The following is a 20,463-nucleotide window of genomic DNA, read 5'->3' on the forward strand; positions in this document are numbered from 1 at the left end:
GATTTAGTGATGAATGGTTTGATCTATACCTCTACTCACTCCATACTCCTTGAAATTTGTAGAAGTTGGCTCATAACACGCTGGTTTTGATTCTCCAGGTACAAAAGCATATTTCCCTTTAAATTCTTGATGGCAGGAAGTTCTTAATGGACAAGAAGAACACGTTTTAGACTTCTCTAAACGTTTATACCAATCGCGCCAAATCCATCGATGAACTGGTATCACTCGATTTAATTGATTCAACCCTGGAATCCAAGGTAAAAAGACTAACATGAGAAATAATATAGCGATAGTATAAGCGGCCATCTCGTCACCTGAAGCAGATGTCGACCAAGGTGGAATTTGATACAAAAAAGTATAAGGTGTTAGCCACCATGGCCCCGGTACAGCTGCTTCATCGTGATTGATTCCCCATTGTTCCCCTTTCATATCCAATTTTCCAGCGATTTGATGTAAAGCATGGCCTTGTAAAAAGAGTAAATCATCCTGAATGTTGTATCGATAAATGGTGCCAGGATTACTGATTCGATCGAGTGCTCCTGAAAGCAACCCGGATTTCGCCAAAGATAACTCTGAATTCATGAGAGTCTGTACGGGGCCATAAGAACCCGGTGGTACTACCACTTGACCTTGTATAACTTTGGCATCCTGTAAAGCTTTGGCGTAATGGTTTGCCCATTGTTGCTGTTGTATATAAGGAGCTGTTTCATATTGTCTAAGTGCACGTAAGAGATTTTGGTTATCTGAAGCAGTAGCTAGCATTTTCAACGGCTGCAGTACATCATCTGTAGCAGTATTTAATGGATAAGGCGTGCCCCACCAGGTTTGAGGGGAAAATCCTCCTAAGGACTGAACACTTTGTGGTGCTTCCCCATGAAAGCCATGATTATAGGGTGGCCCATATTGAGCCATTTCTCCAGTACCATCCAGATCACCTAGAGCTGTTTTTTCTACAACAATCGGTTCCTGATTGGCAATTTGCTGATTCGTGATAGCCGGTCGATAGGGAGCACCCAAAAATACAGCTACAGCTACAATAAGGATCCCCGTGATGGCTAAACTGATGACACCTTCTTTGATCATATCGAAATCTTTTTGAGGGAATTTTAGCGTATCTCGAGTAAATTTTTTACGGAACATTCAGTTCTCCCCCTTATGTGCAGAGGAAATTTCCGTTTCAGATGATCGAACTGAGTAAGGTGGAACAACTCCTTTACTTCGTACTGCAAGCAAATGAATCCCTACGAGACCAATTAAAATCATAGGTAGAACAACAATATGCAGCCCATACACTTGGCCATTGTTTAAAATGTTTAAAAAACCATCGAGACCTGCACCGTTAAATGCATCTTTACTTTGTACCTGATTCCACTGAGCAAAGAAATCGCCTCTGCTTAAATAACCTGTAAAGGCAGTCAAAACGGATACAGCAAAAGAGAGGACCCCCAAACCCATGTCATCGCACGCCCTTCACGCCAGGAGCCCATGAAAAACTGTCCAACCAAATGCATGGTCATGAAGAAGAAAAAGGCTTGAACACTCCAAAAATGAATAGAACGCATAAAATCACCTAAAGAAGTATGCTGATACCAAAGCGGTCCTTTAGAGGCCATAATGATTCCGGAAGCAATACAAAACACTAAACTACTGAGGGTAAAAACACCAAAACTATAAACTAAAGAATTCACGTATATGGGTTGCTCTGAGGGGAGCAAATTATCCCAAGTTAACTTTTCAGAAACTCGTATGCGTATTTCCCTCGACCAGTTCATTTGCGATGATCTCCTTTATTATGGCGATGTGGATAAGGGAAAATAACAAATGCGATAAAAATTGCTAACCAAAGAAAACCAACGTAATAATTCGGCCAAGCATTTGCATAGTCTACCATTTAGCCTTCCTCCTTTTTTCATCTTTCACAACTTCATCATAGGCTGACTTTCTTTTAGGCAACAGACACATACAGACTCTTTCCTAGTACTGTTTTGAACTAAGCAAAAAGGACTATATTTGACTAAAAAAGGGCCTTCCAAAATGGTCTTTTTATAAGCAAGATGTGAACACCGTACCAAACTTCTTAGCTATAGGTGGGCTTGAGGTATTAGCTTATGGAGAGCCATCAGACTTGCACGAAAGTTAAAAAAATACAAAAAGACAAGCCTCAACGAAGCAGGAAAACTAACGTGTAAACGTTGGAATTCCACTGCTTGATTGGTGGATGGTGGTCAAGTATAGATCGCCCAAAAACATTCAGATATAATGGTGTCGCTCATGAATGGATGATTTTAAGGTGTGTGGTATCAATGATGGATGAAATATTAGAAAAATTGGAAGAAAGTGTTGCTCGTCTAAGTGAAATCAATCGCGCTATAGACGAATCCATGATTATAGCGATAACGGATGTGACAGGTAAAATTACTTTTGTCAACAAAAAATTTTGTGAGATATCGAAATATAGTGCAGAAGAATTGCTGGGACAAAACCATCGTATTATTAATTCAGGTTACCATCCCAAATCTTTTTTTCGGGAAATGTGGCGCACTATTGCTCAGGGTCATATTTGGCAAGGAGAAATTCGAAATCGTACGAAGGATGGTCAATTTTACTGGGTAGATACCACGATTGTACCATGTTTAAACGAATCCAATAAACCTTATCAATATATTTCTTTTCGCGTTGATATTTCAGAAAGAAAAAAATTCGAAGAACATATCAAAAGGATGGAACAATTAGAAATAGCTGCACAAATTTCATCCAGTTTAGCTCATGAAGTTAGGAATCCACTTGCTGCTATTCAATGGTCTCTTTTATCTCTTCCAGATATTCAACCCTCTCAGCAAATGATTCTCAAATCCGTTGAAGATGAACTTAAACGTATGGATAACATTCTAGGTGATTTTTTATCCCTATCAAAACCAAGTACGAAAGTAAAATATCCCTTATTTTTGCAAGAAATTCTTCAAAAAGCACTAGATTTACAATCGCAATTTTTACAAAAGAGAAATATACAAGTTATCCAAAAAATTGATAAGACATTGCCTCGCGTAAATAGTGAAGAAAATCAATTAAAACAAGTCATTCACAATTTATTAAAAAACGCTATAGAGGCTATGCCTGATGGCGGTAAATTAGAAATCATTGTGGATACCAAGGTATGTAAAAACGATAACTTCTTTGTTTGTTTAACAATGAAAGATACAGGAATTGGAATGAATCAAGAACAACTCACAAAAATCCGACAGCCATTTTTCACAACCAAACCTAATGGAACTGGTTTAGGACTTATGGTTTGCGAAAGAATTATTCAAGAACAAGGCGGGAATATTGAAATTAGCAGTATAGAAGGAAAGGGTACGACAGTAACTGTATGCTTACCCGCTTTGTAAACTCAACCTGGAAGTGAATTTATTCTTCCAATGTATATCCTTCACGAAGAGCATATGTTGCAGCCTGTACACGATTTTGCAAATGTAGTTTATCAAGAATATTACGGATATGATTTCGAACTGTATTTTCACTTATAAAAAGTGATTGTGCAATCTCCCGATTGGATTCACCCACACTTAAATGCTTCAATACCTCTTTTTCTCGTTCAGTTAATAATTCTGTATTGGCATTGTTTTGCTTCTTTTCCGTATAAAACTCATGAATGATACGCAAGGCTAGCGACTCTGGAATGACTGGTTCTCCTTTAGAAACTTTTTTAATACTTTCAATAACCTGAGAGGGATGAGATGTTTTTAAAATATACCCAAGTGCTCCAGCTTTTACTGCATCAAAGAGAGATTCTTCTGTATCTGATGCTGTGAGCATTAAAATGTGTATATGTGGAAACGATTTCTTAATGTTTACTGTTGCCTGTAGTCCATCACAAACAGGCATGTGAATATCCATTAAGACAACATCCGGTTGTGGAGATTCTTTACACTTTATATAGGCCTCTTCACCATTTCCTGCTTCACCAACCACTTGAATACATTCCACTCTCGAAAGAATGGACTGAACACCATTCCGAAATAGTTGATGGTCATCAACAATTAATACTTTTATTTTAGAATGGATACCCGTTGAATTTTCTTCAGAAGAAACCATAATATACACCTTCTTCTCAGAGCTTAGGTTTATAACATAATGTTTAACCGATGGGACCTCAATAGTACAAAAGAACTAATTTTCATGATTAACAGTTCAAGATAACACTAATCATTTGAGCATTTTACAGAATGGTCGTTTTGACAGACCCGAACTCGTCGAAACATCAGCCAAACAAGACTGCAAACTGTGATTGCAACAACATACACAGCCCCCCAACTGATGATAACTCCCATCCACCAAGACAACACCATAATCTTCCTATACCACTCAATTTAAAACAAAAATGGATAGTTCAGTTGAATCAGGCTGTCGAGAAAGTCTCGACAGCCTGATTCATATCCTATGAAATAGACGTTTGTAGCCATTTTTGCTGAATTTCTTCGAATACAACGGGTGGTGAGAAGAAAAAACCTTGTACCGCATGGCAACCTTCTTGTAAAAGTTTTAATGCCTGTTCTGCTGACTCTACACCCTCCGCTACCACTTCCATCCCTAAACTGTGCGCTAAATGGATAATTGCAGAAACAATAGATAACTGTCCTGGATCTTCCATCATATGAGCTACAAAGGATTGGTCGATTTTCAAGATATGTGGTTCAAATAATTTCAAATACCTTAAAGAAGAATAACCTGTTCCAAAATCATCAATTGAGATTTTAACGCCCATAGATCGTATACGACGCAATGTATTTGTAATCTCGTTAGAATTTTGCATCAAGAGACCTTCGGTAATCTCGATCTCTAACCACTCTGGGGACAAGCCCGTTTCATGAAGAACTTGACGAACAGTTTCTTCCATATCCGTTAATTGGAATTGTTTGGGGGATACATTAACTGAAACAGAAATAGGGTCATAGCCCATATCTTGCCATCGTTTATTTTGATGACAAGCTGTCAACAAAACCCATTTACCAATTGGAACGATAAGTCCACTCTCTTCAGCAATCGAAATAAATGTGTCAGGATGGATGAGTTGACCATCTGTAGTTTGCCATCGAAGTAAAGCCTCTACAGAATAAATTTTTCCCGAGGCCAAATGCACTTTGGGCTGATAATATAGTACAAACTGTCTCTTTTCTATGGCCTGTCGAATTCCATTTTCAATACGTAATCGTTCTTCAATGACATTACTTTCTTTGGGATCATAAATATGAAACCTATTTCCTCCTTTATTCTTTGCAGAATACATAGCGAGATCCGCAAATTTTACTAAATTATCCATATCGGTTGATGATTCTGGGTACAATGCGATACCGATACTGAGAGTCATAATAAACTCTCGATCGAGAATAAAAAAAGGAAGCGAAAACGCCTGCAAAACCTTTTGTGCAAAGGAAACCACTTCATGACGTGAAGAAGTATGAGAGCAAATAATTGCGAATTCATCTCCTCCAATACGCGCTAGAAATCCTTCATCGTATAACAACGATTCCAAGCGAGAACCAATTAACATAAGAATTTGATCCCCTAATTCATGCCCGTACGTATCGTTAATATTTTTAAAACCATCTAAATCACAAAAAAGAACAGCGATACTATTAACATATTTCGCAGGTTCATTTAATTTTTGTTTGAGCGTTTCTTTAAAAAATCGACGATTGGGAAGACCGGTTACCTCATCATGATACGCCATGTACTCGAGACGACTTTTCAATTCATTCTCTGCAGAGACATCTCGAGTTAAACTCATAATCATAGGGGTTTTCTCCCCTTGAATAAGAATACTTCGTATCTCTCCTGTGAACTCGGTTCCGTCATAACGAATCATAGAATATTGTGTAGTAGGAATAAAACTACCTATATCTCTGCTATCGTACAGTTGATTAAATGCACATTGTACCGATTCCACTATACTTGGATGAAAAAAAGGCCATATCTCTAAATGGATAGCACTCTTATTCTCTGGTAGCGCCATGAGTTGAACCGCAGCGCGATTGGCATACTGTATAATCCCTGCTTGATGAACGACTATAGCATCTGGAATCGAATCGAGAATATGTTGATACAACGAAAATTGATAAATCGGATGCTGCAAGATATTTTGCATATCTAATATCTGATTCACCTATATACCTCCATTCATATTCATAGATAAAGGGGATAAATTAGACGAATAGATTAAAAAAATTTATCATTTCAAACAAAATCGGAGAAGGCCCACGAACCGGATAATGTCCATATATGTATTCATCATAAATTGACAATTTATCCTTACACAATAGTCTCAAATAACTAATTCAAAGCTCTGAGTTTATTTTTGATAAAACCGTTGAAATATTTATGGTTTGCAGTACCACCCTTTTACACAGAATAAAAATTGATGATGGAAAATAATGCTCCCAACAATTTCAGAAAAAGGAGATTCGGATGAGCCACATGGCACAGAAATTCGATAAAGAATTCAAACGTCATGCAGTTCAATTAGTTTCGAAGAGTAGGAAGTCGGCGAGCCAGGTAGCTCGTGAACTTTTCATATGGCAAAAGACGTTGTATGGATTGTGTGTGACAGGATAGAAGTGCAAGGTATGGCGGCGGAGACCACAAGCCTGAGGCGAAGGCCTCGCAAGACTTAGAGCAGATCTGGGAACGCCAGCGGCCGACAGAATTCATATTGCATCATTCGGACCGTGGGAGCCCATACGCCTCTCATAACTACCAGGAAAAGCTGCAAGAGTACGAGATGGTTGATAGCATGAGCCGTAAAGCTAATTGCTTTGATCATGCGTGCATCGAGTCGTTTCATAGCATGATCAAGCGAGAACTCGTCTACCTGGAAAAGTTCAAAACCAGGGAGCAGGCAATACAGCGGATCTTCGAATACATCGAGGTTTGGTACAACCGGGAGCGGATTCACTCATCCATCGGGTTCCTGACATTGGTTGAGTACGAAAGAATATATTTCCAAATATTGAAAACCAAAGCATGCTAAGTGGGACAAAAGGAATCATGTCAGAATATGAAAACTTATAATTTCTCTATTCTGGAGTGTTCACTATATTGACTTAATACCATGTCAAGTGATATATAACCTGCCAGACAGTCATGCGCAGGCGTATTTAAACTTTCACTTCAGCCTCGCACAAAGCAGACCAGAGGTCCGTTCGGCTCCAATTAATTTGTTGGCGTCTATGCGAGACTTACTAGCAGGAGAAATCGACACGTCTCTGACGCTGTTCAACGGGTTGCAGGCGCGTTGGATGCTTTTCCTGAAGCCCCTGTCTCGTTCAGATTTTGAGCGGACGATTCAATTGCCCAATCAAGGTGACCGTAGTTTGGCGACGAACTGGGGTATATTCCCAGTACGGAAAGCATCATGTCAAGCACATCACAGCACTACGTGTTCGTATGGGGTGGTAGCTCCCAAGTCTGGTAATCAACGAATTTGTCTGAGCTGTATCGATTTTGCATCATGAGTATTCATGGTTTGCCTTACCATAGAACGCCTATCCAAGCTTCGCTTATCTCTAACGCAAAGGCAAACTAGGGTGTGGCGAACTGCACAGTGCAGAAGGGGGATTTTAGGGTAACTGGTGATCTATTTTCAGATTCGATGGAAACCGTATAAGCTGAGTGTCACCGCGTTACTAAGATGGATTCTCCACATGTGTGGAATCCACCGCCACTCCAGTCTCATGGGTAAAACGATCTCCATGTCAAGATGGAAGACTGGACAGCCTTACCTCGCTGCCGCATAGGGGGAATTCAATGGAGGTGATCCGGGCAGACAACCATCCGAGTACTTGTGAAAATAAGTTTGCACAAAATACTTGACAGACCTCAGATGTTTCATTCGGATACATAGAGTCGACCTTAGAAATTCTCCAGCGCTGTTCAACCAGTTTCGGACTTACTGAAAATTCAACGAAAAAGAAACTCTACTACGATACTAGGAGAAATGAGTATGTCGAATGAAACGAAATCTCCCATTGAACAAGCGAGTGGGGCGAGTGGGGCAATTGGAGCATTTTGGAACACATATCTTGTTCGCTATGCCGCACCGACAGTTCTAGCGTACCTTGAATTATGGTATTTACTAAATCAGAAGGGTACATGGATCCCAGATATCAAGCAATTTCAAACTTCATTGTCACTAGAACACGTGAATAATTTCCCAACCTTATTTATAGTAGCATCAGTTTCTATTTTCTATATGTATCTTGGGAGCATGCCTATATTAGTGTTACACACTTTCAGAATATATTTTTGGAAGATGCTTAAAATGCTTAAAAAAGTAGTGATTTTCATTTTCACATGCAAATGTTCTAAGCAAGATAAAGATGTGCTAAATAAAAACATCGTATCATTCTACAAAGCATTATCTTGGGCTCGTACGCGGGATAATCGCGCTCGTGGCGACTATATTAAATCATACAGAGAACTCCGTGAACATGGAAATGCTTTTTTAAATATGGCATCATCTCTAGTGCTCACGTATTTTCTTAGTGTGTTTCATAATACCTTCGTTGTTCTATTCATTTGGACTGTGATTGGGGGAGTAAGCTGGTTTTGTGCAACGGCATTGGAGATAAACATGGCCAGTGAATATTAGTACTACTGTCTGTGATATAGCTGATCTGGTACTATTATGTAGTATGTCTCGAAATATGGAAATACCATAGGAACCGCGCATGTCTCACGCTATGCCCTTCCCAATCTTATCTGCCTGCGAAACGCATGCGTTCACTGCCACACGTTGAGGGAGGAGTGGACTCCTTCATCGGCCACTTCAAACCGTACCGCTCCAACTCGTCCTCGATGTGCAGCGTCGCGGACAACAGCGTCGCAGCGTAAAGTCGACTTTTAGTTTCTACCAAGCTTTTGAAATCAAGCGATCCATTCGACCATACTCGTCCAACGTGAGTTATCATAAACGGGGCTCGGCTCCACGCCACAATTCCGTAGGTTAATTGGCAAAACTGGTATTGGTGAAGCATCCATGCCAATCAGAGCTACATTGTGATGAAGCCGATACGATGATTGACTTAATATAAAATATTTTACATCCTCTCTTACCATTCATTCATGATTCAAAATCTTACCGTCTTGTCCCATACAGGCATCTCCTTAGAATGTCGTAAACGCAATTGCTTCGACCATGCCCAAAACAAAAGAATAACCCATATTTGAGCATAGGTAAAATACATAAGAACTGCCATTATTATATTCGTAAAACTCACCAAGCCATCCATCGTCTCCGCACTAAGCAACTGTACAATATAAAACAGTATTGATTCAAACCATAGCAAAAAGAGTGGAACTGAAAATTGGGTATGAACGATTCTCAGTTCACCTAATGCAAACCAGGTATCTGATACCAACAAAAAGAATACAAATACGATATATACACTTAATTGCTGAATAGAATGTCCTAATACTCTTCCACGTCGCCAACTTTTTTCCCGAAACACCTTAGCGATTAAGTATAAATTACCTTGCATCCATCTGGTTCTCTGCCGGAACCATACAGAAATTGTCTCTGGTTCTTGTTCCCAAGTGCGGGATTCTGGAACTACAGGCAACGATCCACCGATTGCTGTTAAATTCATGGTTAAATCTGCATCTTCTGCTAAAGCGTAGACATCCCAGCCTCCAACCTGTTTCAACGCCTCTTTCGTAACTAACATATTCGTCCCAGTCAACGAACCTAATCTCATCATCGCCCATCGACCTGATTGCATTAATAATTGAAAAACTGAGAACTCAATCGCGATCATTCGAGTGAGCCAGTTCTTGCGTTCATTTATGGTTTTTACATAACCAACCGCGCCAACTGCCCCTTCTGTTCCAAAATATGCGTCAACGAGAAGACGTAGAGCATTGGGTTCTGGTTGATTATCGGCATCATATACAGCAATCAATTCTCCATTAGCCAAAGATAACCCGTAGTTTAATACCCTAGCTTTTCCTCTTGGGTATCCTTCAGGTACTCGTACATGGCGAATACGTCGATACAACCGAGCGTATTCCTGTGTAATTTCCCCGGTTGTATCAGTAGATGAATCATTCAAAACCAGAATCTCCATGTCACCTGGATAAACGAGTTTCACCATAGCCTCTAGTGTTTCCCCCAAAACTTTCTCTTCGTTATGCGCTGGGATAAGAATTGAAACAGGGGGATAGTGTTCTAGCATGGGAAACGTAATCTTTTTGGAGCGAAAATACAATCCTAATATATCTAAGGAAACATAATAGAAAAGAAGTATCCAAAACAACACAGAAATAACTAATAAGACACCTGACAAGAATTCGCTCCCCTATTCCTTCAAGTTTAAAGAAGTCAAAGTATCACCAGGATGGATGGTTTTCACGTCAATTTTCAAGATATTATTAATACTCTCGTGTAACTCGGTAAGCAATTTTTCATTCATTCTTTGAGAGACAATTTCTAGTCCTTGTTCGGTAGTGTTTTGCAGTAAAATCCATATCCTGTTTGCATCTGCTTGTCCAACTAAGTCGTATTGTCTTCGAACCGAACTCAGAACAGCTGAGGCTATAGTATGAAACAGTGCAGAAGAAATTTTTGTAGCCGTAGTCCCAATTTCGATCGATAACAAATAACCAGATTCTTGTCTACGTGACATGGATTGAAGAACCATTTCAGTTTGATATAAAAATTCGTTTTTAGTCAGAACTCCTATACCGCCAATAGTCTTCTCCAAAATCCCAATTCGTTGCTGAAGAATTTGAATACGATTTCCTAATTGTTTTACAGTGTAAAAAACTAACCATAAAAGCATAGTTAATAATGAAAAAAGTCCGTGTATCTCAATCCAATGCCACTGGTCTAGGATGCTAACATGATGAAACCAGGTGAAAAAAATGGCAAATGCCCCTAATACAAAAATTTCAATGACCATGATGAGAAATGTAATCATAGAGGAAAGAAAAATGTACATAAATCCCGATAATAAAAAAATAGATATACTTATAATAAATCCCACATTAGAAATTATTTTAAAGTATATCCAACCCACCAATAAAGATAAGAGAAAAAGAAGCAGGATTGAGACTAGTTTACGTTGATCAGACATGTATAACACCCAAATTCAGAAATTTATGTAGAGCCAGAACAGATTAAATCAGGAATCGCGGTATTCAGTCAAGGAATTTGGTTTTTTGTAGAACCTCCCATGCCATGTCGTCACCAATAACGATAGCGTCAACATCAGATGTCTTCACGTTGTCCAAGACTGCCTTCAATGCGGCGACATTGCCATGGATGTCATATAACACTTAAACTCTTTTAGCCAAAAAAATTCTCCCCCTCCCCCGATCAATCCTACACAGACAATCTATCTAAAATGTAGGAATTATGTCTGGTTAATTCACATGGTCAATTCGTTTAAATGTGAAATATTTAGCCTCACACGTAAGACAAGCATCCATTCGAACTACATCAGTGATCCACACGATGGGATTGCGTGCTTGGCCAGCACGTAAAACAAGTGTCTCGCGAGCACAAGAAACAGAGGGAAAATTGATATGTCTGTAACTGGGAAATTCCCAAACCAAGTAAGTGCTGTCCAGCCGGATACAATTTGGTCAGCGGTCAATCGTGGGATGTGATTGTCACTTCGCTCGATGTCAACGGTAACCCGAGAATAGGTGACACGATTCGGGTCTATGACTTTAACATCCACACAGGAGCAAGCACATTGCTCGGAAGCGGATCAACTGGGTACAACGGTGAGGTGAATATTGACTGTTCCCCTGTCTATAACGTCCAAGGGGAAGACTCGAGCCGACTCATTCGAATTTGGGATGACTCTGCTGGAGAATACGCTGATTACAGCATTCCGATTTGATTCCATGTGAACATGACGCTAGAGTGTGCAACAACGGGGCTTGCTTGTGGATCAGCAACCGAGTATGTTGCGTTGCCTTCAACCACTGCGACTTGTGGGCAAGGAGTATACGTCTACACGACATCGAAAGAACGACTTATTGCAACGTCAGTTCAGGATCGGGGGCCAGGTGTCACCAACGACCCGTACTGGAACGAAAATGGTCAGCCAACTTGGGTGAATCCATCAGGGTATCATGTGGGAATGGATGGATCTTCGGAGCTTTGGGCTATTCTTGGCTTTGTAAGTGGAGTTGACTAAAGTTGCTCTAGCGGGTATGGAATCACCTCTGTATATTGGAGATTCAATTAACGTGATGTATTGACCGACCTTCAGAATCGATTTGCCCAAGAAACAGAGCCGTGTAGCATAATGGCTCTGTTTCTTGGGTTTTACTTTGTAATTTTGTAAATGTTCCAAACGTACCGATGGCCGAGTTCGAATAGGTATATATTGTAGGACTTATGCACCCCGTTCCCTTCAATATCAACTGAAACTAAGGCGGTTTTAGGTACAAGAGTGATTTTCTTATTTTTCAACATGTAGACCACAGTAATTCCATTAATTTTTGCCGACAGTTGGGACTGAGATTTTTCCGTCCACGCAGCGTTTCTAAAACCGATAGGGAGCAAGTTTGTCGTATACACCTGCGCCGATTGTAGCGGGTCTGTCTTCCATGGGCTATGAATCTGTGCACTGGTAAGAGTTGCTTGGTACGGTATTGTTTCGTTTACAATTTTACCTTGTTCGTAAAATTGGATCGTCTTATCGTTCATACGAAGCTTATAATCTGCAAAGTTGTACAATGTATCTCCATTGCTCTGAGTTGCTGTTGTTACGGAATTCGGGTGTGGAACATATTGAGTATTAAATGAAGAGTGTGTTATATAACCAATACCACCTACGGCTACTGCAATTGCGGCAACGACGACTGCTACATTGGAAAACATAGTTAATTTCCTCTTTGGCTTCTTGGGTTTCGTTTCTGACATTTGTGCATCAATGCGGTTCCATATTTCCATTTTCTTTGTCGGATTCATGTTGATGTGCGATGCAGCAGAAAGTTCATCAAGGATTTTTTGATCGGAATCCATCCTTTATCTTCACCTCCTCAGAATCTGAACCTTGACATCCTCCCCATGCCTAAAGGCAGGGGATTCCAACCATCACTAGTTGGCTTTCCTGCTTCGTTGAGGCTTGCCTTCTCGTTGGCTGTTAAGCTTTCGAGCGGGTCTTATCGCCTCTCCACAGGCTAACACCGCAAGCCCTGCGGCTAAGATGTTTTGAGCGGCGTTCACATCTCTGTCGTGATGTTCCCCGCATTCTGGACATGTCCACTGTCTGACGCTGAGTGGCATCTTCGGCATGATATCGGATTGACACCCGTAAGTTGGACATAGCTCTCTTTTTCTAGCGTTTTCTTAGACTTTCACATTTTCTTTCGGTTTTAATCCGGTATTACAATGCTTTTTGTGAAACTCGACCGGCGATAAGTAGTGCAGGCTGGAATGCATCCTTCTTTCATTGTAATATTCCATGAATGAAACCACTTCCCGATATGCCTGTGTATAACTCTCAAATTCAAAGCGAGAAAAACAGTCATCTTCCAGTATCCTGTGAAAAGATTCGATATGAGCATTCATATTTGGTGTCTTTGGCGGTATCCGCTCATGCTCCAGCCCAAGTTGTTCACATGTGGATTCAAACAGGTGACTGACAAACTGTGGCCCATTGTCGGAACGAATTACAGGCAACTCGGATTTCCCGTATAATTTTCGTTTCCAGAGCGCACTTTTCAGTGTATTTGCAGCATCTGTAGCCTCGCAGCGCAACCCAATATGGTAGTCCACAATTTGTCTGTCATACACATCAATATACGACAGCACGAAGAAGAATCGATCTTCACCCGTAATATAGCCATACTTAATATCCACTTCGAACAATTGATTCGGACCCGTGATATCTCGGTTTCTAGCCAATTTCCGAGGATGCTTTTCCTTCAATTTGCGTTGTGGCTTAAGGATCTTCAATTCCTTGCAAAGCCGATATACCTTTTTCTTGTTGATAACCAACTGGTACTTTCTCTTTAATAAATAGGTTAACTTGAGATATCCATAGGCAAAACCATCTCCTTCTATTTCATTCATAATCCATTCCTTGGCCTGCTCGTCACTTACCTTGCTGCCATCTTGTGTATAGGTATATTCGGTTACAGGACGCCCTCCAGCAGTCGTTCTCGGCTGTGGTTCATGTGTCTGCTGATAGTAATAGGTGGACCTAGAAACCCCCACGATGCGCAGCACGATGGTGACTGAATACCCGGCTGTGATCCACTTGTGTGCAATAGCTATTTTATCCGCAAACATTCCTGTAGAAGCTAAGAAATAGAGTTTGTAGAAATAATAACGCCCCGATACGATAAGTGTGTACTGGGTCGTAGCCCTCAATAACCCATCGTAGGAGGCGTTAATATGAAGTCTAGACTGGTTAAAGTGCAGAATCAACGCGTGGAACGAATTTCCACTACAACCCTTGTCATTGGTATCGACATCGCCAAGGAGAGACACGCTGCACAAGCTATTAACTTTAGAGGAATCGTCCTCAGCAACAAGCCTATTATATTCTCAAATGACCGCTCCGGTTTTGAGTATCTGGAACGAACAATTCGCAAGCTACAGACAACCCATGGCATGGACGACGTCATCATAGGTATGGAGAGCACCGGACATTACTGGTTTAACCTTGCTAACTGGCTTGTTAAACAAGGTATCGACGTTGTACTCGTGAATCCACTGACCACCAAAAGAAACAAGGAAAACAGAGATAATTCGCCTTCCAAAAATGACCCCAAGGATGCACTGGTCATTGCAGATGCCGTCAGTCGTGGATACTACGCCTCCTTTTCCCCAAAAGACGAAGCATTCCGGCGGATCCGAGTCGTCGTCACAAACAGGGAGCACTGGGTGATCGAACGTGGACGGATCGAAAACCGTATCCATCGTTGGCTGGATATTCGTTTCCCTGAGTATGGACAAGCATTTGAGGATATTTTCAGTGCTCGTTCCCTAGCGACATTGCGCCGGTTCTCGACGCCGTCTGACTTGCTACAGCTTACTCCAGAACGAATGATAGAAATCTGGGGAGAGTACATGTCGAGACCTGGTGGTTTGCGTGGAAAACGTAAGGCGATTGAACTTCTTGAGTTAGCCAGACACAGTGTTGGAGACACTTTCGCCCTGGAGGAAGACAAATGGGAACTAACACATTTGGTGGATGAGTACGAACGAATTCAGAGGATTGTTGAGGAAGCTGACGAGATGATTAAGAAGATGCTGCCCGAGATTCCTGGTTCAGAACTCGTTCTGTCCGTCGGGGTATCTGCTCCTGCAACGGCTGCCATTTTAGCCTTTGGCGGTGATTTAAGTAAGCTGTCTCATGGAAACCAGTTGCTGCGAAAAGCCGGTTTGAACCTCGCTGAGAAGAGTTCTGGTAAATACAAGGGGAAAATAAAGCTCACAAAGCGAGGCAATTCGCTACTACGCAAGCACCTCTACTTCACTGTGTTTCGCCTGCTGTCCCACAATTCTGCGTTTCAAGCCCTGCATACACACAACATTGAAGTGAAACGGATGACCAAGATGCAATCCATCATGAAATTAATCGGTAAACTGGCTCGAATGCTCGTCGCTATGGCCAGACAAGGGGAAGAATTCAGTTTAGATAAAGCCCAACTTACGTTAGCAGCTTAAGAAACCTGAGGGTCTCGACACGTAGATTGGCTCATTCGCAGGATTTCACAAAGAAAGCACGGAGTACCAAGAAACCCTCACTTTAGGGCAAAGCAGACCCGTTCCGCAAACGTTGATTGGACTCCACACCTTGGATAGATAGGACGAAGGAATGTAAGGGCGTAGACCCGTCGAGATTTGGGAGAGTGAATCCCAGGGACCTTGTGGAGAGAAGCGTGCAGCAAAGGACCTATATGGAAGATGCTGTTAAAACGCACTGCACCTTCTGTTCCCGCACGCGCTCGAACGGTTCTGCCTTACGAGGTATCTCCTCATTCCCAATCCATCTTATAACTAGGTTAATGAAATCCTGCGAATGAGCGAGCATTCGTGAGAAAAGGCTAATCATCTGAGGGAGTGAGGGTTGGCTTTTTTTAACAGGTCACGCAAAATGTGATTTTCGAGTGCCTGGTCAGCTAATGCCTTTCGTAATTTATCATTCTCAGAAGCCAACTCTGAACGCTCTTCAACGACCTGTTGGTAATCATCTGAAGTGACATGTGTTGGTATACCTTTTGATTTTCCAGGCGTTATACCTGTCTTCTTAAACTCACGAGTCCATCTACCAACCATATTGGCATTTAGATCGTGCTTCCTTGCCACAATAGTAGGACTACCAGTTTCCAGACATTCCTGGACGATCTGTTGCTTGAACTGTGATGAAAATTTCCGTCGTTCCATATAGACAACCTCCTGTTGCTTCTAGTCTCCTATACTTTAGAGAGGTTGTCCAACCTGATTTCGGGGCTTAAGAGGTATATATGTCGTATCAACGCCACTGGCAGGGTCTTTTGCCACTAGCTTCGGTGCTCTTAAAAACTCGTCCTGCGTCGCGCCGATTGAAAACTGCATTTGTCCTGTTGGCGGATTCCCCACTGATGGTGCTCCGGCGACGTTCACCTTCCAACCGTTCGGCGTTGTACCGATGTCCAACGTGCTGCCATTCCATGTCGCTTGAACTCCAACGGACTTCAATGCCTTTTGCAGATAATACACGGGCACCCAACTTGTTTGCTTTCCTGACCACGGATCGTTCGCGACAACATGCTGTGGATGTTGCGCGGCCTGTCCCGTCATTGAAATTGTCGTCGGTGCATATGTGACATGCGTGGAAGCGTGCGCGACAACTGGAATTAGACCTTGTGTCGCGACCACTCCGGCAGCGATTACTCCTAATACAGCAGCTTTATTTTTCACTTCTTTTTCATCCTCTCGATTTCGGCTCTCATTGCCGTTTTCAGTCATATAGACGGAGAGCATGAGGCAGAAGTGACAGATGTAGTTATGGGAAATCACGGGATTATGACCATATCGAATGAAATAAGTACGAGTTTCGTGGACTTCCCTACACCGTTTCAACTGCAACCAGTCGTTTCACATCCACCAACTGAACGCCTTCATCCGTTGCAATCCTCAACCGCCCGTCGTAAATCGGCACACCTTCCAGCACACCTTCCAGCACACCTTCCAGCACACCTTCCAGCACACCTTCCAGCACACCTTCCAGCACACCTTCCAGCACACCTTCCAGCACAGTGTTACCATGCTCACCAAATAACGTGACACGGACTCTGGAACGGTTCTCAATCGCCTCCGACAATATGTACTGCATCTGCTCGGCTTCATCCTCTGATAACGCGGTAGGCTTCTTTGCGCTCCGCTCCCGCTGCCAACCTTGCATCACGCCTCGATGTTCCGGCAACACAAGCCGCATCGCTTCAAAAATGTTGCCCTCATTGATGTTCATGCGAAATGTCCTCCGATCTTCTCACTTCGGTCGCGAAGTTGACCTGCTTTGGTGAGGCTTACAGCCCTCATCAACGACGTTTCGCCGAATCGTTCGTGAATCCGATCTACTGCGGCGTATAGTTCTTTTCGCTGCGGCACATTGTCAAATAGCGACAATTGCATCGCTTCGCCTGAAAACTGCAACATATCCACCCCAACACAAACTGCTCTTACGCCCGTGTAACCGTCCCAGTGACGGTCTAAGAGTGACAGAAGTTCTGGGTACAATTCTTCCGGCGAATCAGTGTACCGCTCCAAGGTTCGAGCCTTCCAAAATCCCCCGGTCATCCGTTCATATGTCAATCCAAGCCCAAGACGCCTACTACTTTGGTGCGCCCGTCTCAGCCGATAGCAGACCTCATCGAGCAATTCAAGGATAACTACAGCGATTTCGGCCCGTTCGAAAAAATCCCTTGGAAGCGTTGTACGATGCGAAAATCCTTTGTGAGCCACGCTGTAGCTGTTCGGGTTTATCTCACTTATGTCCTCGCCATGCGACCATCTACTGATAACCTCGCCCCAGACACCGAATCTCGCACGTAGCTGCCCTATAGGAATCCGCGCGACATCGCCGATGGTCTGAGCCTTAAACTCATTACGAAGTGTCTCCGCCCGTTTTTTAAGCCCCCACATATCTTCAACAGGCAATGGGTGCAACGATGTGGGCACATCTTCTTCTCTCCACCACACAATGCCTGCGGGCGACTTTTTCGCTTTAGCGTTGCTCATTTTGGCTATCCACTTGTTCGGCCCCATGCCGATTCGACTGCGAATGCGGAACTGATCCCATATCTTCGCCTGCAACTTTCGGGCAGCCTCAATCGGGTCAGGGAATAAGTCGGAAGGATACGGAAATGCGAAAAAGCCTTCGTCCACGCTGAACTGCTCTTGTAGCGGGAATACCTGTCGCATGACTTCCTGAATTCGGACACTGACCTGTAAGTAAAACTCCATGTGTGGCCTGACCACGATGAGGTTTCGATTGAGTTGTAATGCCTCACCGAGTCTCATTGCGTTCGCAACACCAGACTTTTTGGCTGTCGGTTTAGCTGCCAGAATGATGCCTGAACGTCGCGCAGGGTCGCCGGAGACAACCAGCGCAGGATCGGTGCTGTCATCGAACTCCTTGCGCCGTGCGGCATATTCCTCGCGGCTTGCCACCTCGCAACTGGCATAGAACGATTGCATGTCGCAAAGGCCGTAGATGAGCTTGCTCATGGTGAGATAATCCCGGTTCTCTTGGCGCGGTTCTTTGACTCGGCATCGAGCATTTTACGCATGAAAATTGCTTCGTCGAACTCACTTCCGCTTTTGTATTGAATCCAAATGTCATGCAGATTGGTTTTACGGTCTATGATTTTCAGGTCTTTAAGCCGCATTTGCTCTCTAACGGTGATAATTTCGTGGGCTATATATTCCTGAAGTGACTCTAAAATGAGCAGGCGACGCAGTGTAGCTGTTGGTCTATCCATTGCTCAATCCCCAATAATCGAACATATGTTCCTATTCGATATTATATGCGGCTTTTAGGCAGATATACAAACGGATGTTCGCATGTAATTTATGGGCGTCAGACCACTGCACTCCACTTCAATGAAAACTATGTTCTGAACGCTGAAACGGATATGCCCTATAATCAATTTGAGGTGAATACGGTGACTTCCATGTCTATTTGGAAATTGGGCTACGTGCTTTCAAATTTAGAAATCCGCGAATCATTCGAAGTAAATTCAAATACAGTAGCACTCGTTCCATTTGATGATCCTCGACTCTTAAAAATACAAGAAGTATCGAAAGGCGCAAACAAGTTGTTAAACGGCTTCCGTGATGAATATGGTCATAGCCGCAGTCCGTCAGCCCTAATTTATCGTGATGATGCGCCTGACAAGGTAAAGTCTGTGACCGCGATGGTTGATTTCCGTAATTGCATTGCTATGGCTTGCATTCTTCCGGGATGGGGTCATATGAACTTTTCTCAGATCAGTAGTCCGTCTAATCCCTTGTGGTCAGATTTCTTTGATCTGTATCCTGTCGTTGTTGGGTCACAAGACACTCTGATAGTCATTAACGCAGCGTTAATGGTCGGCAGTTCAGAAAATGCCCCATTTGTGGGGATGCCGTCCCCGTATATTAAGCAACCATCAGATAGATTTATGGTTGATTTCAACCTACTTCAATTACTTCTTGCAAAATGGGAAGAACGGTACATCAAACCGGGGTCAGATAACTGGGATAGGCGAAAGCTGTTCCGATCATTGGAAATGGCATATCGGGCACTTACTCTACCTGTGAAAAATCAAGGTGGAATGCACGATTTTGGTTCTTCCTTGGCCCTTTGGGTCAGTGCACTAGAAATCCTCGCACATCCAAAAGACAAAGGAGTAAATAAGACTACTGTCTTCGAGTTGTTGAGTCGCGCGCAATGGAGGAACCCTCCGTTACGTCACCGACGATTTCGACTTCGAATCAGTAACAAAATCAAATCCGTGACTCTAGTTGAACGTATCTGCAATGGACTATACGATGCTAGGAACGCATTTCTACACGGTAATGCCATTTATGCTGATCATTGGCGATACAAAGGTAGAAAGGTTAAAACCGCATTGGGCAATGTTGCACCCGTGATCTATCGCACAGCTTTAATGTCCTATTTAGACTGGAGACTTCCATCTTCAACTGACATCAATGATCGAATCATTCAGATGATTTGTGACCAAGTTTACGAAGATTTTCTTTTACAATTTCTGCGTGTACAATAACCTGATCGGTGGAGTCTGGGTTCTTTAACTCCGCCGATTGTCTTATCACTCTGCGCTACGAATGTGTTCAACAAGCATGGAGAACAATTCTGCTCAATACATATTCTGTTATTGTGATTGTTCAAAATCGTATCGATAGATTCTCCAAGAACATGCCAAACTTTCCCCCACATAATCGACGCCACCTGT

21 protein-coding genes and 1 pseudogene are annotated in these 20,463 nt (G+C 42.5%); 7 read left to right on the plus strand and 15 right to left on the minus strand.

Features of this window, described 5'->3' with window-relative positions:
• Positions 1-3: 3 nt before the first annotated feature.
• The 3 genes from FY534_RS07885 to FY534_RS14845 all read right to left on the minus strand — a co-directional run bounded on the left by FY534_RS07885 (position 4) and on the right by FY534_RS14845 (position 1,891).
• On the minus strand, positions 4-1,140 hold the full coding sequence (locus FY534_RS07885; RefSeq protein WP_203114225.1) for a hypothetical protein: 1,137 nt from the start codon (positions 1,138-1,140) through the stop codon (positions 4-6).
• Positions 1,141-1,455 (minus strand): cytochrome b family protein, encoded by a 315-nt coding sequence (locus tag FY534_RS07890; RefSeq protein WP_203114226.1) that lies wholly within the window; start codon positions 1,453-1,455, stop codon positions 1,141-1,143.
• Between the two features lie 313 nt (positions 1,456-1,768).
• Positions 1,769-1,891 carry a hypothetical protein gene (locus FY534_RS14845; protein ID WP_255567361.1) on the minus strand — a complete coding sequence of 41 codons (123 nt, stop codon included), beginning with the start codon at positions 1,889-1,891 and terminating at the stop codon, positions 1,769-1,771.
• A gap of 316 nt (positions 1,892-2,207) precedes the next feature.
• On the opposite strand from FY534_RS14845, the gene FY534_RS07895 reads away from it, so the two are divergent.
• The gene (locus FY534_RS07895) at positions 2,208-3,386 is read left to right on the plus strand and encodes a two-component system sensor histidine kinase NtrB (protein ID WP_203114227.1); all 1,179 of its coding nucleotides are present in this window, start codon (positions 2,208-2,210) and stop codon (positions 3,384-3,386) included.
• 19 nt (positions 3,387-3,405) lie between these two features.
• Here FY534_RS07895 and FY534_RS07900 read toward each other — a convergent pair whose 3' ends face one another.
• A complete protein-coding gene (locus tag FY534_RS07900) occupies positions 3,406-4,092 on the minus strand; it encodes a response regulator (RefSeq protein WP_072875359.1) in 687 nt (228 codons plus the stop codon).
• Between the two features lie 343 nt (positions 4,093-4,435).
• Complete coding sequence (locus FY534_RS07905; protein ID WP_203114228.1) at positions 4,436-6,160, minus strand: putative bifunctional diguanylate cyclase/phosphodiesterase; 1,725 nt, start codon at positions 6,158-6,160, stop codon at positions 4,436-4,438.
• Between the two features lie 627 nt (positions 6,161-6,787).
• Between FY534_RS07905 and FY534_RS15025 the strand changes: the two genes are divergently transcribed.
• Together FY534_RS15025 and FY534_RS07915 are read left to right on the plus strand one after the other, a co-directional pair.
• Positions 6,788-7,024 (plus strand): IS3 family transposase, encoded by a 237-nt coding sequence (locus FY534_RS15025; RefSeq protein ID WP_203114229.1) that lies wholly within the window; start codon positions 6,788-6,790, stop codon positions 7,022-7,024.
• A gap of 972 nt (positions 7,025-7,996) precedes the next feature.
• The gene (locus FY534_RS07915) at positions 7,997-8,644 is read left to right on the plus strand and encodes a hypothetical protein (protein ID WP_203114230.1); all 648 of its coding nucleotides are present in this window, start codon (positions 7,997-7,999) and stop codon (positions 8,642-8,644) included.
• A gap of 478 nt (positions 8,645-9,122) precedes the next feature.
• On the opposite strand, the gene FY534_RS07920 is transcribed toward FY534_RS07915, so the two are convergent.
• The gene (locus FY534_RS07920; protein WP_203114231.1) at positions 9,123-10,337 is read right to left on the minus strand and encodes a glycosyltransferase family 2 protein; all 1,215 of its coding nucleotides are present in this window, start codon (positions 10,335-10,337) and stop codon (positions 9,123-9,125) included.
• Between the two features lie 12 nt (positions 10,338-10,349).
• Complete coding sequence (locus FY534_RS14655; RefSeq protein WP_238413454.1) at positions 10,350-11,126, minus strand: hypothetical protein; 777 nt, start codon at positions 11,124-11,126, stop codon at positions 10,350-10,352.
• Positions 11,127-11,633: 507 nt separating this feature from the next.
• Here FY534_RS14655 and FY534_RS07935 point away from each other — a divergent pair.
• Together FY534_RS07935 and FY534_RS07940 are read left to right on the plus strand one after the other, a co-directional pair.
• Positions 11,634-11,900, plus strand: a complete 267-nt coding sequence (locus FY534_RS07935; RefSeq protein ID WP_203114234.1) for a hypothetical protein — start codon at positions 11,634-11,636, stop codon at positions 11,898-11,900.
• 72 nt (positions 11,901-11,972) lie between these two features.
• The gene (locus tag FY534_RS07940) at positions 11,973-12,200 is read left to right on the plus strand and encodes a hypothetical protein (RefSeq protein ID WP_238413455.1); all 228 of its coding nucleotides are present in this window, start codon (positions 11,973-11,975) and stop codon (positions 12,198-12,200) included.
• A 131-nt stretch (positions 12,201-12,331) separates the two neighbouring features.
• Here the strand turns inward: FY534_RS07940 and FY534_RS07945 are convergent, their stop codons facing one another.
• The 3 genes and pseudogenes from FY534_RS07945 to FY534_RS07955 all read right to left on the minus strand — a co-directional run bounded on the left by FY534_RS07945 (position 12,332) and on the right by FY534_RS07955 (position 14,386).
• Positions 12,332-13,033 carry a hypothetical protein gene (locus FY534_RS07945; protein WP_203114236.1) on the minus strand — a complete coding sequence of 234 codons (702 nt, stop codon included), beginning with the start codon at positions 13,031-13,033 and terminating at the stop codon, positions 12,332-12,334.
• A 75-nt stretch (positions 13,034-13,108) separates the two neighbouring features.
• Positions 13,109-13,324, minus strand: a pseudogene (locus FY534_RS14660) (zinc ribbon domain-containing protein); the annotation flags it as partial.
• A gap of 36 nt (positions 13,325-13,360) precedes the next feature.
• Positions 13,361-14,386 (minus strand): IS3 family transposase, encoded by a 1,026-nt coding sequence (locus tag FY534_RS07955; RefSeq protein WP_238413456.1) that lies wholly within the window; start codon positions 14,384-14,386, stop codon positions 13,361-13,363.
• A 24-nt stretch (positions 14,387-14,410) separates the two neighbouring features.
• Here FY534_RS07955 and FY534_RS07960 point away from each other — a divergent pair, with 24 nt between their 5' ends.
• Positions 14,411-15,688, plus strand: coding sequence for an IS110 family RNA-guided transposase (locus FY534_RS07960; protein WP_203114238.1), 1,278 nt, complete (start codon positions 14,411-14,413; stop codon positions 15,686-15,688).
• A gap of 384 nt (positions 15,689-16,072) precedes the next feature.
• Here FY534_RS07960 and FY534_RS07965 read toward each other — a convergent pair whose 3' ends face one another.
• Genes FY534_RS07965 through FY534_RS07985 form a run of 5 tightly spaced genes read right to left on the minus strand, consistent with a single transcriptional unit; the run spans position 16,073 to position 18,987 of the window.
• Positions 16,073-16,408 (minus strand): transposase, encoded by a 336-nt coding sequence (locus FY534_RS07965; protein ID WP_072874689.1) that lies wholly within the window; start codon positions 16,406-16,408, stop codon positions 16,073-16,075.
• 36 nt (positions 16,409-16,444) lie between these two features.
• Positions 16,445-17,092 (minus strand): hypothetical protein, encoded by a 648-nt coding sequence (locus tag FY534_RS07970; protein ID WP_238413457.1) that lies wholly within the window; start codon positions 17,090-17,092, stop codon positions 16,445-16,447.
• Positions 17,073-17,474 carry a YolD-like family protein gene (locus tag FY534_RS07975; protein WP_203114240.1) on the minus strand — a complete coding sequence of 134 codons (402 nt, stop codon included), beginning with the start codon at positions 17,472-17,474 and terminating at the stop codon, positions 17,073-17,075. Before FY534_RS07975 ends, FY534_RS07970 begins: the two co-directional genes overlap by 20 nt.
• Complete coding sequence (locus FY534_RS07980) at positions 17,471-18,733, minus strand: Y-family DNA polymerase (RefSeq protein ID WP_203114241.1); 1,263 nt, start codon at positions 18,731-18,733, stop codon at positions 17,471-17,473. The genes FY534_RS07975 and FY534_RS07980 overlap by 4 nt, the downstream gene beginning before the upstream one ends.
• Positions 18,730-18,987, minus strand: a complete 258-nt coding sequence (locus FY534_RS07985; protein WP_203114242.1) for a hypothetical protein — start codon at positions 18,985-18,987, stop codon at positions 18,730-18,732. Before FY534_RS07985 ends, FY534_RS07980 begins: the two co-directional genes overlap by 4 nt.
• Positions 18,988-19,179: 192 nt before the next feature.
• Here FY534_RS07985 and FY534_RS07990 point away from each other — a divergent pair, with 192 nt between their 5' ends.
• Positions 19,180-20,274 carry a hypothetical protein gene (locus FY534_RS07990; RefSeq protein WP_238413458.1) on the plus strand — a complete coding sequence of 365 codons (1,095 nt, stop codon included), beginning with the start codon at positions 19,180-19,182 and terminating at the stop codon, positions 20,272-20,274.
• The last annotated feature ends 189 nt before the right edge of the window (positions 20,275-20,463 follow it).

The sequence above is a fragment of the Alicyclobacillus sp. TC genome, assembly GCF_016804365.1.
Lineage (GTDB): Bacteria > Bacillota > Bacilli > Alicyclobacillales > Alicyclobacillaceae > Alicyclobacillus_I > Alicyclobacillus_I tolerans.

Excerpts from the sequence above, each read along its gene's own strand:
- FY534_RS07990 (WP_238413458.1), top strand. The coding sequence starts at position 19,180 with ATGTCTATTTGGAAATTGGGCTACGTGCTTTCAAATTTAGAAATCCGC.
- FY534_RS07965 (WP_072874689.1), bottom strand. The coding sequence starts at position 16,408 with ATGGAACGACGGAAATTTTCATCACAGTTCAAGCAACAGATCGTCCAG.
- FY534_RS07985 (WP_203114242.1), bottom strand. The coding sequence starts at position 18,987 with ATGGATAGACCAACAGCTACACTGCGTCGCCTGCTCATTTTAGAGTCA.
- FY534_RS07915 (WP_203114230.1), top strand. The coding sequence starts at position 7,997 with ATGTCGAATGAAACGAAATCTCCCATTGAACAAGCGAGTGGGGCGAGT.
- FY534_RS07945 (WP_203114236.1), bottom strand. The coding sequence starts at position 13,033 with ATGGATTCCGATCAAAAAATCCTTGATGAACTTTCTGCTGCATCGCAC.
- FY534_RS07890 (WP_203114226.1), bottom strand. The coding sequence starts at position 1,455 with ATGGGTTTGGGGGTCCTCTCTTTTGCTGTATCCGTTTTGACTGCCTTT.
- FY534_RS07960 (WP_203114238.1), top strand. The coding sequence starts at position 14,411 with ATGAAGTCTAGACTGGTTAAAGTGCAGAATCAACGCGTGGAACGAATT.
- FY534_RS15025 (WP_203114229.1), top strand. The coding sequence starts at position 6,788 with ATGAGCCGTAAAGCTAATTGCTTTGATCATGCGTGCATCGAGTCGTTT.
- FY534_RS14655 (WP_238413454.1), bottom strand. The coding sequence starts at position 11,126 with ATGTCTGATCAACGTAAACTAGTCTCAATCCTGCTTCTTTTTCTCTTA.
- FY534_RS14845 (WP_255567361.1), bottom strand. The coding sequence starts at position 1,891 with ATGGTAGACTATGCAAATGCTTGGCCGAATTATTACGTTGGTTTTCTT.
- FY534_RS07975 (WP_203114240.1), bottom strand. The coding sequence starts at position 17,474 with ATGAACATCAATGAGGGCAACATTTTTGAAGCGATGCGGCTTGTGTTG.
- FY534_RS07900 (WP_072875359.1), bottom strand. The coding sequence starts at position 4,092 with ATGGTTTCTTCTGAAGAAAATTCAACGGGTATCCATTCTAAAATAAAA.
- FY534_RS07885 (WP_203114225.1), bottom strand. The coding sequence starts at position 1,140 with ATGTTCCGTAAAAAATTTACTCGAGATACGCTAAAATTCCCTCAAAAA.
- FY534_RS07980 (WP_203114241.1), bottom strand. The coding sequence starts at position 18,733 with ATGAGCAAGCTCATCTACGGCCTTTGCGACATGCAATCGTTCTATGCC.